The 13,699-nt window shown below is 65.7% G+C and carries 13 protein-coding genes; 9 read left to right on the forward strand and 4 right to left on the reverse strand.

All coding sequences use genetic code 11. The annotated features are described in order from the left end of the window. The first annotated feature begins 26 nt into the window (after nucleotides 1–26). A complete protein-coding gene (gene tgt / locus AC3A43_RS14580; protein ID WP_487793281.1) occupies nucleotides 27–1,151 on the forward strand; it encodes a tRNA guanosine(34) transglycosylase Tgt in 1,125 nt (374 codons plus the stop codon). Nucleotides 1,152–1,166: 15 nt separating this feature from the next. Here the strand turns inward: tgt and AC3A43_RS14585 are convergent, their stop codons facing one another. After that, complete coding sequence (locus AC3A43_RS14585; protein WP_487793282.1) at nucleotides 1,167–1,337, reverse strand: NepR family anti-sigma factor; 171 nt, start codon at nucleotides 1,335–1,337, stop codon at nucleotides 1,167–1,169. Nucleotides 1,338–1,547: 210 nt separating this feature from the next. On the opposite strand from AC3A43_RS14585, the gene AC3A43_RS14590 reads away from it, so the two are divergent. The 7 genes from AC3A43_RS14590 to xth all read left to right on the forward strand — a co-directional run bounded on the left by AC3A43_RS14590 (nucleotide 1,548) and on the right by xth (nucleotide 8,499). Further along, nucleotides 1,548–2,342, forward strand: a complete 795-nt coding sequence (locus AC3A43_RS14590) for a response regulator (protein WP_487793283.1) — start codon at nucleotides 1,548–1,550, stop codon at nucleotides 2,340–2,342. Between the two features lie 79 nt (nucleotides 2,343–2,421). Continuing rightward, nucleotides 2,422–5,109 (forward strand): bifunctional [glutamine synthetase] adenylyltransferase/[glutamine synthetase]-adenylyl-L-tyrosine phosphorylase, encoded by a 2,688-nt coding sequence (locus tag AC3A43_RS14595; RefSeq protein WP_487793284.1) that lies wholly within the window; start codon nucleotides 2,422–2,424, stop codon nucleotides 5,107–5,109. Nucleotides 5,110–5,179: 70 nt separating this feature from the next. After that, nucleotides 5,180–5,647 (forward strand): peroxiredoxin, encoded by a 468-nt coding sequence (locus AC3A43_RS14600; RefSeq protein WP_487793285.1) that lies wholly within the window; start codon nucleotides 5,180–5,182, stop codon nucleotides 5,645–5,647. 1 nt (nucleotide 5,648) lies between these two features. Next, entirely contained in the window at nucleotides 5,649–6,437 is a 789-nt protein-coding gene (locus AC3A43_RS14605) for a ferritin-like domain-containing protein (RefSeq protein ID WP_487793286.1), read from the forward strand. Nucleotides 6,438–6,554: 117 nt separating this feature from the next. Continuing rightward, nucleotides 6,555–7,256, forward strand: a complete 702-nt coding sequence (locus tag AC3A43_RS14610) for a M23 family metallopeptidase (RefSeq protein WP_487793287.1) — start codon at nucleotides 6,555–6,557, stop codon at nucleotides 7,254–7,256. 91 nt (nucleotides 7,257–7,347) lie between these two features. Beyond that, complete coding sequence (gene erpA, locus AC3A43_RS14615) at nucleotides 7,348–7,689, forward strand: iron-sulfur cluster insertion protein ErpA (protein WP_487793288.1); 342 nt, start codon at nucleotides 7,348–7,350, stop codon at nucleotides 7,687–7,689. A gap of 39 nt (nucleotides 7,690–7,728) precedes the next feature. Continuing rightward, nucleotides 7,729–8,499 (forward strand): exodeoxyribonuclease III, encoded by a 771-nt coding sequence (gene xth / locus AC3A43_RS14620; protein WP_487793289.1) that lies wholly within the window; start codon nucleotides 7,729–7,731, stop codon nucleotides 8,497–8,499. Nucleotides 8,500–8,502: 3 nt separating this feature from the next. Here the strand turns inward: xth and AC3A43_RS14625 are convergent, their stop codons facing one another. From AC3A43_RS14625 to AC3A43_RS14635, 3 genes are all read right to left on the reverse strand, one after another. Beyond that, nucleotides 8,503–9,624 (reverse strand): DUF1501 domain-containing protein, encoded by a 1,122-nt coding sequence (locus AC3A43_RS14625; RefSeq protein ID WP_487793768.1) that lies wholly within the window; start codon nucleotides 9,622–9,624, stop codon nucleotides 8,503–8,505. Nucleotides 9,625–9,627: 3 nt separating this feature from the next. Next, nucleotides 9,628–11,058 carry a DUF1800 domain-containing protein gene (locus AC3A43_RS14630; RefSeq protein WP_487793290.1) on the reverse strand — a complete coding sequence of 477 codons (1,431 nt, stop codon included), beginning with the start codon at nucleotides 11,056–11,058 and terminating at the stop codon, nucleotides 9,628–9,630. Nucleotides 11,059–11,121: 63 nt separating this feature from the next. After that, entirely contained in the window at nucleotides 11,122–12,288 is a 1,167-nt protein-coding gene (locus tag AC3A43_RS14635) for an N-acetyltransferase (protein WP_487793291.1), read from the reverse strand. Nucleotides 12,289–12,414: 126 nt separating this feature from the next. Here AC3A43_RS14635 and AC3A43_RS14640 point away from each other — a divergent pair, with 126 nt between their 5' ends. Next, nucleotides 12,415–13,503: a fatty acid desaturase family protein gene (locus AC3A43_RS14640; protein WP_487793769.1), complete on the forward strand. Its 1,089-nt coding sequence runs from the start codon at nucleotides 12,415–12,417 to the stop codon at nucleotides 13,501–13,503. Nucleotides 13,504–13,699: the final 196 nt, after the last annotated feature.

The raw sequence follows: 13,699 nt of genomic DNA on the forward strand, positions 1-13,699 counted from the left end.
CGCCTTCCCCGCCATAGGCGCGCGCGATGACCGACAGATTCACTTTCTCGATCGCCGCCACCGACGGCGCCGCGCGCACGGGCACCATCGCGATGCAGCGCGGCGAAATCCGCACCCCCGCCTTCATGCCCGTCGGCACCGCCGCGACGGTGAAGGCGATGCGGCCGGCCGAGGTGCGCGCGACCGGCGCCGACATCATCCTTGGCAACACCTATCATCTGATGCTGCGTCCGACCGCCGAGCGCATGGCGCGGCTGGGCGGGCTCCACAATTTCATGGCATGGGACCGGCCGATCCTGACCGACAGCGGCGGTTACCAGGTGATGAGTCTGTCGGCGCTGACCAAGCAGAGCGAGGAGGGTGTCGCGTTCAGAAGCCACCTCGACGGCTCGCGCCACATGCTGACCCCCGAACGCTCGATGGAAATCCAGCGCCTGCTCGGCAGCGACATCGTGATGGCGTTCGACGAATGTCCGCCGAACGGCGTCGATGCCAAACGCGCCGAGGCGAGCATGGAACGCTCGATGCGCTGGGCGGCGCGCAGCCGCGCAGGGTTCGATGCGGGCGAGGACCATGCGGCGCGCGCGGCATTGTTCGGCATTCAGCAGGGTTCGCTCGATGAAAAATTGCGCGCGCGATCGGCGGCGGCGCTGACCGACATCGGATTCGACGGCTATGCGATCGGCGGGCTCGCGGTGGGCGAGGGGCAGGCGGCGATGTTCGGCGTGCTCGATTATGCGCCCGCGCAGCTCCCCGCAGACAAGCCGCGCTATCTGATGGGCGTCGGCAAGCCCGACGATCTGGTCGGCGCGGTCGCGCGCGGGGTCGATATGTTCGATTGCGTGCTGCCGACGCGGTCGGGACGGAACGGGCAGGCCTTTACCTGGGACGGGCCGATCAACATCCGCAACGCGAAATTCGCCGAGGATCGGGCGCCGCTCGATGCGACATGCCAATGCCCGGTGTGCACGACCTGGTCGAGGGCGTATCTGCACCATCTCGTGCGTTCGGGCGAGATGCTCGGCGCGATGCTGATGACGCAGCATAATCTGCATTTCTATCAGGATCTGATGCAGGGCATGCGCGATGCGATCGGCGCGGGACGCTTCGCGGCTTTCCAGAGCGATTTCGACGCGCGCTACAAGCGCTGACGCAAAGCCTTCGTCTCAGTCGAGCTTGCTGAGCAAATCGAGCAGGGACTGGGGAATCGACTCATCGACGGTCGATTCATAGGCACGGCGCAGGGCGCCATTGACGTCCTGCCCCTTGGCGGGAGATTTCTTCTCCGCGTCCTTACCCAAAGCCTCGCCGCGCGGCGAACCGGTCTTGGACGACATTATTGGGGCATCTGATTGGACATGGGGCCTTTTGCTAACCGCGCGTACACCAAACTGCAATGGGGCGATTGTTCCTTCGCCATGAAACTATTTTGCGGTTAAATCGTTCCCTAACGTCGAAATATATCCGATGTGGACGGGGGAGCGGGCCGATTTGTCCCTTTTCCGGACGCGTCGATCACAGATTACGTCGCTTTCAGGAGGTAAAATATGTCTTTGGGTCAGTCGGTTGCGCCGCATCTTCCATATCTGCGGCGTTATGGCCGGTCCATTTCCGGAAGCCAGCAGAGCGGCGATGCCCTTGTCGCGCGGCTGCTCGAAACACTGGTCGCCAATCCCGGCGCGGTCGACACCGGCGCCGATTTGCGAATCCAGCTCTACCGGATGGTGCATGACAATTTCGGGCTGATGTCCGAACAGGCAGCGGCTAACGACGACGGCGCGCTGACCGATATCGCGATTGCCGATGCGCGCCTGCGTCGCATTCCGTCGCTCGCGCGGCAGGCGTTGCTGCTCACTGCGGTCGAGGGTTTCAGCTTCGAGGACACGGGCCGAATCATCGGCCGCGATGCCGACGCGGTGCGCGCGCTGATTTCCGATGCGACCGAAGAAATCGACCGCCAGACGCGCGCACGCATTCTCATCATCGAAGATGAACCGATCATCGCGATGGATATCGAGATGATCGTCCGCGAGCTTGGCCATGACGTTGTCGGCGTCGCGACGACGCATCGCGAGGCGGTCGACGAGGCGCAGAAGCATCAGCCGGGCCTCGTGCTCGCCGACATCCAGCTCGCCGACAACAGTTCGGGGATCGAGGCGGTGCAGGAAATTCTGACTGACCTCAGGGTGCCGGTCATCTTCATCACCGCTTTCCCCGAACGGCTGCTTACCGGCGACCGCCCCGAGCCGGCGTTCCTGCTTACCAAGCCGTATCAGCCCGCAACTCTGCGCGCGGCGATTTCGCAGGTTCTGTTCTTCGACGAATCGACGATTCCCGCCTGACCAATAAATAGGGACAGTCCCTATTTATTGGTCGCGCTGTCGGCTTGTCACGCGGTGCGGCGCGGGTGATAGGCGGGCGATGACTTTCCTGGACGCATCCAGCCGCCAGTCGGCGCTCGACCGGCTCACCGCGCACGCACCTTTCCTTGCGCGGCTCGCCGAACTCTATCCCGGTGACGTCGATCGCTTTCTGAGCGATGGCACCGATGCCGCGCTCGCAGCGGTCACGGCGCCGCCGGCGGGCGACGATATCATGCGGACGCTGCGTCAGTGGCGCGGACGGATGGCGTTGCTCCTTGCGCTCGGCGATCTGTCGGGCGAGCATGGCGTGGCGACGACGACGCGCCTTTTGTCGAATTTTGCCGATCAGGCTTGCGACGCGGCGCTGGCCGCGGCTTTCGCCGAGCGCGTGCCGGGCGAGGAACCGCGCGGCCTTTCGGTGATCGCGCTGGGAAAGCTCGGCAGCTACGAGCTCAACTATTCGTCGGACATCGACCCGATCCTGATCTTCGATCCCGAAACGCTGCCGCGCCGCTCGCGCGACGACCCGGGAGAGGCGGCGGTGCGGATCGCGCGGCGAATAACCGAAATCCTGTCGGCGCGCACCGGCGACGGCCATGTCCTGCGCGTCGATCTGCGGCTGCGTCCGCATCCCGAGGTGACGCCGATCGTCCTGCCGGTGAACGCCGCAATCTCTTATTATGAATCCGAAGCGCTGGCGTGGGAACAGGCGGCGTTCATCCGCAGCCGCGCGTCGGCGGGCGACCGGGCGCTTGGCGAACAATTTCTGTCGGCGATCCAGCCCTTCATCTGGCGCCGCAGCCTCGATTTCCGGCAATTGAAGGAAATCGGCGCAATGAGCGACCGCATCCGCGATCATTTCGCGCAGGGGCAGGCGTTCGGGCCGGGTTTCGATTTGAAGCGCGGGCGCGGCGGCATTCGCGAGATCGAGTTTTTCGCGCAGGTTCACCAACTCATCTACGGCGGGCGCGATCCGTCGCTGCGTGTCCCCGCGACGGTCGATGCGCTCGCGGCGCTGGCGGCGGCGGGGCGGATCGAACTGGATGATGCCGAACGCCTGTCGGGCCATTATGCAACGCTGCGCCGCATCGAGCACCGATTGCAGATGATCGAGGACCAGCAGACGCATTGCCTGCCGACGCAAGAAGCGGCGCTCGATTGCGTCGCGCGGCTCGATGGCGAAGCCGACGGCGCGGCGCTGCTTGCGGCGCTCGCGCCGGTCGTCGCCGATGTCGGGAGCTGTTACGACCGGCTGGTCGCCGATCGTGCGGTCACGACCGGCCTGCCGCGCGACGAAGACGGGCTGGCAGGACAACTGATCGCGGCGGGGTTCGATCCGCCCGATGCGGCGCTGCGCACGATCGCCGATTGGCGCGGCGGCAAGCTGCGTGCGCTGCGCAGTCCGGCGGCACTCGACGCGCTGGAAACGATGCTGCCCGAACTGGTCAAGGCGCTGGGCGCGGCGCCCGACCCCGACACTACGCTGACGCGTTTCGACAAGCTCGTTGCGGGGCTGCCGAGCGCGATCAATTTCTTTCACCTGCTCGGCGCGCAGCCCGCGCTCGCGCGGATCGCGACGCGAATCCTGTCGCTCGCGCCGACGCTCGCCGATGCGCTGGGCGTGCGCGTCGAGTTGATCGAGGGGCTGATCGACCAGCGGGCGTTCGACGCGCCGGCGAATATCAGGCAATTGCGCGCCGAATGGGGGCCGGGGCTCGCCGGGCTCGACTATGAGCGATTGCTCGACCGCGTGCGCGATCATGTCGGCGAACGGCGTTTTGCCTATGGCGTGCAGCTTGTCGCCGGCGCGACCGACCCGCTGACGATCGCATGCGGCTATTCCGACCTCGCCGAAGCGGCGCTCGGCGTGCTCGCCGACGCGACGGTCGCCGAATTCGTCGCGGCGCATGGCCGCATCGCCGACAGCGAACTGGTCGTGCTTGCGCTCGGGCGGCTTGGGGGCAGGGCGCTGACGCATGCGTCCGACCTCGATCTCATCTATCTGTTCACCGGCGATCATCTCGCCGAATCCGACGGGCCGCGACCTCTCGGGGCGACCACCTATTACAACCGCCTTGCACAGCGCGTGACGGGGGCGATGTCGGTGCCGACCGCGGCGGGCAAGCTCTACGATGTCGATACGCGGCTGCGCCCGCAAGGCGCGCAGGGGCCGCTGGTTGTCACGGTCGACAGCTTCGAACGCTATCAGCGCGAAGAGGCGTGGACGTGGGAGCATATGGCGCTGCTTCGCGCGCGGCCCGTCTATGGCTCGGACGAGGCGCGCGGCGAGGTCGAACGCATCATCGCCGAACTGCTCGCGATCCCGCGCGATCCGGCCAGGCTCGCCGCCGATGCTGCCGACATGCGCGACAAGATCGCGGCGCACAAGCCCGCGACCGGCGCGCTCGACATCAAGGGCGGACCGGGCGGGCTCGTCGACCTCGAATTCGCGATGCAGGTGACGCAGCTTGCCAGCGGCGAGTGCCACAACCCGAACATCGCGGCCGCGCTCGCTTGCATGAAGGCGGTAGGGCTCGTGCCGCCCGAGGTGGTCGAGGCGCACGGCCTGCTCGCGCGCATGCTTGTGATGCTGCGCCTCACCGCGCCTGAGGGCGAGCCGCCGACCGCGGCGGCGCGGCAGCTGGTGGCAAGCCAGTGCGGCGAGCCCGGCTGGCCGCAATTGCTTGCCGCGCATGACGCGGCGCGGCAGGAGATCGCGAACTGGTGGGCGGCGATTCGCCAATAAATAGGGACAGTCCCTATTTTCCCCGACCAATTAAATAGGGACTGTCCCTATTTATTGAGGAGAAAAGCAAATGAGCGGCGCCCAAATCGGAGATGCCATTCCCGCCGTGACGCTTCTCGACGCGGACGGCGCGGCGATCGATCTCGCAGGCCTGAACGGCGGCCCGCTGGTCGTCTATTTTTACCCCAAGGCCGATACGCCCGGCTGCACGGTCGAAGCGCAGGATTTCACGCGGCTCGCGCCCGAGTTCGCCAAGCTGAACGCGCAGGTCCTGGCGGTTTCGCGCGACGCGCCCGCGAAGCTATGCAAGTTCCGCGACAAATATGGCCTGACCGTCCGCCTCGCCTCCGACGAGGATGGCGCGGTGTCCGAGGCGTTCGGCACCTGGGTCGAAAAACAGAATTACGGCCGCGCCTATATGGGAATCGAACGCTCGACCTTCCTGTTCGGTGCCGACGGCAAGCTCGCCAAAGAGTGGCGCAAGGTGCGCGTGAAGGGCCATGCCGACGCGGTTCTGGAGGCGGCAAGGGCCCTCTGACATGGCGAAATTGGGCGAAGCCGCGCGCGCGGTCCTGCTGACCCCGGACCCGCACGACAAGCGCCGTGCGGCGCGGGGTCTGGCGCGGGCCTGGCGGCAGGGGGCGCTCGAACATCGCTGCGATACAGCGATGCCCGACCAGCCGGCGTGGCCCGCCGCGCCCGAATTGCTCGCGCCGAACCAGATGCCCAAACGCGGCAAGGGCGGGTCCGAGCGCGGCCGGATCGCGCTGCTCCATGCGCTCGCGCATATCGAGTTTGTCGCGATCGACTTGGCGGTCGATCTGGTCGGGCGGTTCGGCGATCAGTTTCCGCGGCAGTTCGTCGACGACTGGATCGGCGTGGCGGCCGACGAGGCGATGCATTTTGCACTGCTCGACCGGCGATTGCGCGCGCTCGGCAGCCATTATGGCGCGCTTCCGGCGCACGCCGGATTGTGGGAGGCGGCGCAGCTCACCGCCGATGATGCGCTGGCGCGGCTCGCGATCGTTCCGATGGTGCTCGAGGCGCGCGGGCTGGACGTCACCCCGGCGACGATCAGCCGATTCATCGCCGCCGGCGACAGTGTGTCCGCGAATATTTTATCGCGCATTTACAAGGACGAAATCCGGCATGTGAGCGCGGGCACAGTCTGGTTCGGCTGGCTGTGCGACGAACGGGGATTCAACGTCGTTGAAACGTGGCACGCCCTCGTAAAATCGCGGTTTCGCGGATCGTTGAAGCCTCCGTTCAACGACTCGGCGCGCCACGACGCCGGTTTAACGCAAGAATTCTACGCTGTTATTGCTTAGTAAGGATTGGACCAGCACACAGGCTTCGCGGGGGATGAGCAATCATCCAAACCAACAAACACCGGCACCAAGGTCCATTTCCGGACTTTGGCGACATGGCAAACGCGGGGTCGTATTTTGATAAACACTCTTCTGACGCAGAAGTTGCACCAGGTCGCAATCCTCTGCGCGGCAGCATGTTTCGGACTGGCCACACCGGCCGCCCACGCTGCCGAAACCAGCGCCGATGCTGGTATTGTCGCTCCCGACGAACCCGATGACGACAGCTTCACCGCTGGTGTTCCCTCAGCTGGCGAAGACAGCGAAGCCCGCGCCATTTTTCAGGCGTGGAAGCGCCTCGACACCGGCCTGACCGCCTCGATCGGCGTTGCAGTGCCCTCGCGCCGCCCGATCGACCAGATGTCGCTTTCGTCGTCCTACGGCATGCGCGTCCACCCGGTCACCGGCAAGGTCGCCCGCCACAACGGCATCGACATCCCGGCGCCGCACGGCACCCCGATTTACGCAACTGCCGACGGCATCGTCGGCCGCGCCCAGCGCCTCGGCGGCTATGGAAATTATGTCGAAGTCGAGCATGGCAACGCGATCCAGACGCGCTACGGCCATATGTCTTCCTACGTCGTCACCCCCGGCCAGTCGGTCAAAAAGGGCGACGTGCTCGGTTATGTCGGTTCGACCGGCCGTTCGACCGGCAACCACCTCCATTATGAAGTCCGCATCGAAGGCGCGCCGGTCAATCCGATGCCCTTCGTCCGCTCGGACCAGATGGCGATCGCCGCCATCACCGGCAAGAATATCGCGATGGGCGGTCCCGAATAATCAGCTTAACAGGGTCGGAGAGGAGGGGCGCCAGGCGGGACAACCGTCGAGGCGCCCTTTTCATTTGGAACAAAGCGCCTATCTAACGGTCATGGCCACACAGCTTTCCGATATCACCCTGTCATCCGCCGCCGCGGCGCGCGTCCGCTGGATTGCGACGCGCAAGGGCGGGACCGACGCCGCGCTGCGGCTCGCGGTCGATGGCGGCGGCTGTTCGGGCTTCACCTATCGTTTCGGCCTGGCCGAAGGCATCGACGCCGACGATATCGTCACCGAGACCGACGGGGTGAAGCTGGTGGTCGATCCGGTCAGCATCGACCTGGTGCGCGGCTGCGTCGTCGATTTCGTCGATTCGCTCGGCGGATCGTCGTTCAAGGTTGAAAATCCCAACGCGGCGTCGGGCTGCGGCTGCGGGTCGAGCTTCTCGATCTGACGCCTTTCTAAGCTGCCAGCTTGCTGGCATAGGTGCGCCATGAAAATCGCGACCTTCAATATCAACGGGATCAAGGCCCGTCTGCCGCGCCTCGTCGAATGGCTCGAGGAAACGCAGCCCGATATCGCCTGCCTGCAGGAACTGAAATCGAGCGATGAAACCATGCCGACGAAAGAGATTGAGGCGGCGGGGTACGGCTTTCTTTATCATGGGCAAAAGGGCTTCAACGGCGTTGCAATTCTTGCCAGGGGGACGCAGCCGGTTGAAACGCAGCGCGGGCTCGCGGGCGAGGCCGAGGACGAGCAATCGCGCTATCTGGAAGCCGACGTCCACGGGCTGCGCGTCGCGTCGATCTATCTTCCCAACGGCAATCCGCAGCCGGGACCGAAATTCGATTACAAGCTGCGCTGGATGGCGCGGCTGCGTGAGCGCGCCAAGGAATTGCTCGCGTCCGAAATCCCGACGATCCTGACCGGCGATTACAACGTCATCCCGCACGACGACGATGTGTGGGACCCGCGCGTCATGGCGACCGATGCGCTGATGCAGCCCGAATCGCGCGATGCGTGGTTCCGTTTGCTCGGCGATGGCTGGACCGATGCGCTGCGTAGCCGCCATCCGGCTGGCGGAATCTGGACCTTCTGGGATTATCAGGCCGGCGGCTGGCAACGCGACCATGGCTTTCGCATCGACCATCTGCTGCTGAGCCCGGCGCTCGCCGACCGGCTGGTCGATGCCGGCGTCGACAAGGACCATCGCGGGCGCGAAAAGGCCAGCGACCATGCCCCGACCTGGGCGGTGCTTGCCTGAGCCTCAGGCGTCGGGATAAAGAGTCGTCATCACCCGTTTGGGGTCGAGCGCATAATGATGCGCCACCGCGCCGGCGATGACGCTCTCGAGGCTGCGCGTCGGTTTGAGGTCGCGGCCTTCGTAGCGCGCGGCGGCGCCAAGCCCCGGCCAGTCGGCCGACACCTTGCCGCCCTCGTTCAATCCGCCGCCGAGCAGCATCGCGGTCGACGCGGTGCCATGGTCGGTGCCGCCGGTGCCATTGACCTCGACCGTGCGGCCGAATTCGGTCGCAACGATCACCAGCGTATCGCCCCATGCAGCGCCAAGCCCGGCCTGAAGCGCGCCGACGAGCTGGTCGAGCCCGCGCAATTGCGCCGCGAGCCGGCCGCGCTGGCCGCTGTGCGTGTCCCAGCCCCCGGTTTCGACCATCATCACGCGCGCGCCGTCGGCGGGGAGCATCAGCGAGGCGGCGAGCTTGCCGAGGTCGGCGCCGTTGCGGCCGTTGTTGCCGCCGATGTCGCTCGCCAGCTCCTGCGTCTTGACCGCGCTGTCCCACAGCGGATGGAGCAGGGGATCGTCGGCATAAAGCGCGGTCAGCCGCGCGATGAGGTCGCTATCGGCCTGCGGCAGGCGACTAGGCGCGTAGGTGCCGACCTGTACTGCGCCGCGCAGCGCGAGCGGCACCGCGGGGGCGATCGCGATCGCGTCGCGCTCGGCCGCGGGGAGCAGGGTGAGCAGTCGCCCGATCCAGCCGGTGTCGCGTCCATAGGGGCGTGATCCGCCACCCTCGAGCATATTCTGCCCGTCGAAATGCGAGCGGTCGCGATAGGCGGTGGCGACGGCATGGGCGAAATGCGCCTGTTTGCCGGTGAAGAGGCCCGCGGTCGTCGCCATCGCGGGATGCAGCGTGAACATCGCGTCGAGCTTCGCGCCGCCCGCGGTTTCGTCGGCCATCGCGCGGCGCGCGGCGGCAAAGGCGGGGTCGCCCGTCGGCGCGACGATCCCCAGGCCGTCGGCGGCACCGCGCTGGATGATGAAGACAAGGCGTTTGGGCGTGCCCGCTGCGGCATAGGCAAAACCGGGCAGCGCACCTGCTGCGGCGACGGTGACCCCCGACAGGATGATCGAACGGCGTGAGAGGATCATCATCTATCTCCGCAAAAAGGCCGGGCTGGCGAACAGCATCGCGATGCCTTGTCCGGGGCTGTCGGCGCGGGCGATCGCCTCGCCGGTTTCGGGGGTGAGCGCGTCGGCGAGCACGAGCGGCGCGAGCCGGCGTGCGTCGGCGCGGTCGCCGATCCGCGCCGCGATCCGGCTGGCGAGTTCGACGCGTTGCATCAGCGCCGCCGACCCCGCCCAGGTCGCGATCTTGTCGTCATAGCCTGCAGGGGAGCCGGGTCGCCATATCGGCTGACCGAGCTGGGTGAACATCGCGGCGACATTCTGCCGCTCGCCGAGCGCGGGAATTTTCAGCGCGCGCAGCATCGACACCGTCCAGTCCCACGGCGATTTGAACATTGCGGGGCCTCCCGCCCAAGGCTCGGGCGAGGCGATCAGCGTGCGATAAAGCGAAGGCAGCTCGCCGCCGGTCCGGACGAAATCGCCCGCGAGCCGGTCGACGAGTGCCGCGGGCGGGTCATCGGCGGTGAAATGGCGTGCCAGCTTGGTCGCGACGTGACGCGCAGTGGCCGGATGAACCGCGAGGTCGCGCAGCACGGCTTCGGCCTGCTTCGCCCCGGCGCCATCATATCGTTTGCCGAGGATCGTCTGTGGGCCGGGTTCGTGAAGGCGGTCGATGAACAGCGTGGCGCCGGGCTGCGCATCGGCGGGCATGAGCCGCTGGCCGGCGCCGCGCCCGAGGCCCGCGACCGTCACCCCGGTGAGCGCCTTGGCGAAGGACGTCACATCGGCCTGTGTGTAGCCGGTGCGAACGCCCAGCGTGTGCAGTTCCAGTATTTCGCGCGCGAGATTTTCGTTGAGGCCCGGCGCCTGCCGGTTGCCACGGTTGCGGACGCGGGTGGCGAAAGCGCTTTGGGGGCCGAAACTCTGCGCCTGATCGAGATAGAGAAGCATCGCAGGATGACGAACCGCGGCGATCAGCAGGTCGGAGAATTTGCCCATGATATGCGGGCGGATCGCCTCATTTTCATAATTGCCGGCGAAGCCGATCACGGTCTGTTTGTCGGCCGACACCGCGAAATGATTGGCCCAGAAATGGACGAGCCGTTCGGGGAAGGGGGTCGGCGTCGCGACGGCGGCGGAGAGGCGCGCGGCGGTCGCGTCGACATAATGGCGGCGGATCGCCGAACGCGAAAGCCGCCTCATTTCGGGCTGCATTCCCTTTTCGTCTTCGGTCATCGGCGTGTAGGCCGCCTCGCGGCGCATCGCCCGTCGTTCTTCCTGATATTCGACATAGGCGGCGGCGATCGCGGCGCGCCCGGCCAGTGCGGCGATGGCCGCGGGGGCGGGATCATAGTCGCCGAGTTGCCGTGTCAGCCAACCTTTCGGGTCGGCGACCGCGGGGTCGTCAAACCGGCGACCGAGGCCGAAGCGACTGGCGGCAAGATAATGGACTGTCATGACAATGCCTTTCCGCGCCCCGAAAGCACGATGGCTGCCATTTGTCGCAAAGCTGTCCCAGCGTCAGAGCGGCTTGTCGTAAATCTGATACACCCGGTTGACCTTGGCATCGATCGCCTCGGCGACCGCGTTCATCCCTTGATTGTCGTCGAGCACCCAGCCGATATCGCCGCGCTCGGTACCATAGTCGCGCACCGCGTCGCGGCGGATGAATTCGATCATCATGAAGGCGAGCGTGCTCGCCATGCGGCTGTTCTGCAGTTTCTTGGCGACCCCCATCAAGGGCACGCGCAGGGTGCGGCTTTTCGGCTTGTGGAGCCACCACAGCAACCGCGCCCAATTGAAGGGGAGCAGCGATCCGTCCATGTCGATCAGCAATTCGTTGATATTCGGCAGCACGATGATGAACGCCACCGCCTCGCCGTCGAGTTCGGCGACGCGGACCAGGTCTTCGAAAACGATCGTCTTGAGCTTCTTGCCGACAAAGGCGATTTCGCTGTCGGTCAGCGGAACGAAACCCCAATTGTCCGACCAGGCGTCGTTGAGCAGGCCCATGATCAGCGCCGCTTCGGCGTCGAAATTCTTCTTGTCGACCTTGCGCACCCGGATGCGCGCATTCTTCTCGCCCGCCGCGACGATGCGGTTCACCAGAGGCGAAAAGCCTTCTTTGACATAGACATCATAGTTGATGAGCTGCTTGATCGGGCGATAGCCATGGCCCTCGATCCAGCCGCGATAGAGCGGGCTGTTGTGCCCCATCATCACCGTCGGACGATTGCCGAACCCCTCGATCAGCAAGCCCGGTTCGTCCCAGATCGAAATCGACAGCGGGCCGAGCGAGCGGTGCATGCCCTGGGTGCGTAGCCAATCTTCGGCAGCGACGAGCAGCGCCTGCGTGGCTTCCTCGTCCTCGGCTTCGAGCAGCCCCCAGTTGCCGGTGCCCGGACCCATCCCCTGTTCGACCGGCTGCGCGAGCGCGAGGTCGTCGATATGCGCCGAGATGCGGCCGATCGTGCGACCGTCGCGTCGCGCGAGGAAGAATTGCGCCTTGCCATGTTCGAACCACGGATTCTTGCGCGGGGTGAGCAGGCCGTAAACCTCGCCCTTCAGCGGCGGAACCCACGACGGATCGCTGCGATTCAGGCGAAAGGCGAGTTCGACGAATTCGCGCAGATCGGGCTTTGTCTTGACCGGGTGGATGGTGATCGGGCCGTCCGAATGTCCGCTCATACTGGTTTCCTGCTTTGGACGTCTTATATGTTTGGCGACGCATTAGGGCATTGCTGTGGCGCTGACGACCCGCATTCGGCCATTTTGCTGCCACGAAATCATGGTGAAGAACCCGATATGTTAGCGATGAACACTCTTGTCGACCGCTTGTCGGCTCCGTCGGCGGTCCCCGTCCCGAAATCCGCGATCGCCGACGACATGGCGATGATCCGCGCCGCGTCGGAGCTGACGCGCGACCTCGTCACGCCGAGCGCGCGGATCTATTGGACCGACTTCCTTGCCTCGACGCTTATCGGCTATGCCGGCATCGCAGCGGCGATTCTTGCCCCGTCGACGGCGTGGATGCTGGTCGCGGCGGCGATTGCCGTGATCGCGCTCTATCGCGCGGGCAGCTTCATCCACGAACTGACGCATATCCGCAAAAATGCGCTGCCGGGCTTTCGCCTGGTGTGGAATATCCTTGTCGGCGTGCCGCTGCTCATCCCGTCGTTCATGTACGAGGGCATCCACAGCCTGCACCACAACCGCACCAAATATGGCACGGTCGACGATCCCGAATATCTGCCGCTCGCGCTGATGAAGCCGTGGACGGTGCCCTTGTTCGTCGTTGCCGCGGCGTTCGCGCCGGTCGCGCTCGTCTTCCGCTATGCGGTTCTCACCCCGCTCTCGTTCCTGATCCCGCCGCTGCGCCGGATCGTGGTCGAACGCTATTCGGGGATGATCATCAACCCGATGTTCCGCCGCAAGGCGCCCGAGGGCGAGTTCCGCCGCCAATGGGCCTGGCAGGAAGGCGGCGCGTGGGCGTGGTCGAGCCTGCTGATCGCCGCGGGTGTGTTCGGCTGGGTGCCGCTGCGCGCGCTGCTGATCTTCGGCGCCATCGCCGCCGCGACGCTGGTGCTCAACCAGATCCGCACGCTCGTCGCGCATCTGTGGGAAAATGACGGCGCGGTGCTGACCGTGACCGGCCAGTTCCTCGACAGCGTCAACGTCCCGCCGCCGGGCCTGCTGCCCGAATTGTGGGCGCCGGTGGGGCTGCGCTATCACGCATTGCACCATCTGCTGCCGGGTGTCCCCTATCATGCGCTTGCCGAAGCGCATCGCCGCCTGAAGGACGCGCTGCCCGCCGACTCGCAATATCATGGCGCGAACTACGACAGCCTGCCGAAGCTGGTCGCAAATTTGGTGGCGGGGTCTGCGCGGGGCGCTGCGACCTGAATCAGAGAAGGCAGCCCTGTGGCGCCTTCTTCCGGCGACTAGCAGGCGCTAACGTCGGAGTGATCGGTCGAGCAGCTTAGACGTTTTCCTGTTACCGCTGCGCATCCGGATGCGCGAACGACGGCATTCAAATGTTCGATGGCTTCCTTGGGAATGGGGCCAAATTCCATGACACCATGGCCGCCTTTCCATTCAG

The sequence above is a fragment of the Sphingopyxis sp. Soil_C_28 genome, from assembly GCF_057657055.1.

What these genes read in the sequence shown, in the direction of transcription:
- tgt (WP_487793281.1), top strand. Translation starts at nt 27, where the DNA reads ATGACCGACAGATTCACTTTCTCGATCGCCGCCACCGACGGCGCCGCG.
- AC3A43_RS14585 (WP_487793282.1), bottom strand. Translation starts at nt 1,337, where the DNA reads ATGTCGTCCAAGACCGGTTCGCCGCGCGGCGAGGCTTTGGGTAAGGAC.
- AC3A43_RS14590 (WP_487793283.1), top strand. Translation starts at nt 1,548, where the DNA reads ATGTCTTTGGGTCAGTCGGTTGCGCCGCATCTTCCATATCTGCGGCGT.
- AC3A43_RS14595 (WP_487793284.1), top strand. Translation starts at nt 2,422, where the DNA reads ATGACTTTCCTGGACGCATCCAGCCGCCAGTCGGCGCTCGACCGGCTC.
- AC3A43_RS14600 (WP_487793285.1), top strand. Translation starts at nt 5,180, where the DNA reads ATGAGCGGCGCCCAAATCGGAGATGCCATTCCCGCCGTGACGCTTCTC.
- AC3A43_RS14605 (WP_487793286.1), top strand. Translation starts at nt 5,649, where the DNA reads ATGGCGAAATTGGGCGAAGCCGCGCGCGCGGTCCTGCTGACCCCGGAC.
- erpA (WP_487793288.1), top strand. Translation starts at nt 7,348, where the DNA reads ATGGCCACACAGCTTTCCGATATCACCCTGTCATCCGCCGCCGCGGCG.
- xth (WP_487793289.1), top strand. Translation starts at nt 7,729, where the DNA reads ATGAAAATCGCGACCTTCAATATCAACGGGATCAAGGCCCGTCTGCCG.
- AC3A43_RS14625 (WP_487793768.1), bottom strand. Translation starts at nt 9,624, where the DNA reads ATGATCCTCTCACGCCGTTCGATCATCCTGTCGGGGGTCACCGTCGCC.
- AC3A43_RS14630 (WP_487793290.1), bottom strand. Translation starts at nt 11,058, where the DNA reads ATGACAGTCCATTATCTTGCCGCCAGTCGCTTCGGCCTCGGTCGCCGG.
- AC3A43_RS14635 (WP_487793291.1), bottom strand. Translation starts at nt 12,288, where the DNA reads ATGAGCGGACATTCGGACGGCCCGATCACCATCCACCCGGTCAAGACA.
- AC3A43_RS14640 (WP_487793769.1), top strand. Translation starts at nt 12,415, where the DNA reads ATGAACACTCTTGTCGACCGCTTGTCGGCTCCGTCGGCGGTCCCCGTC.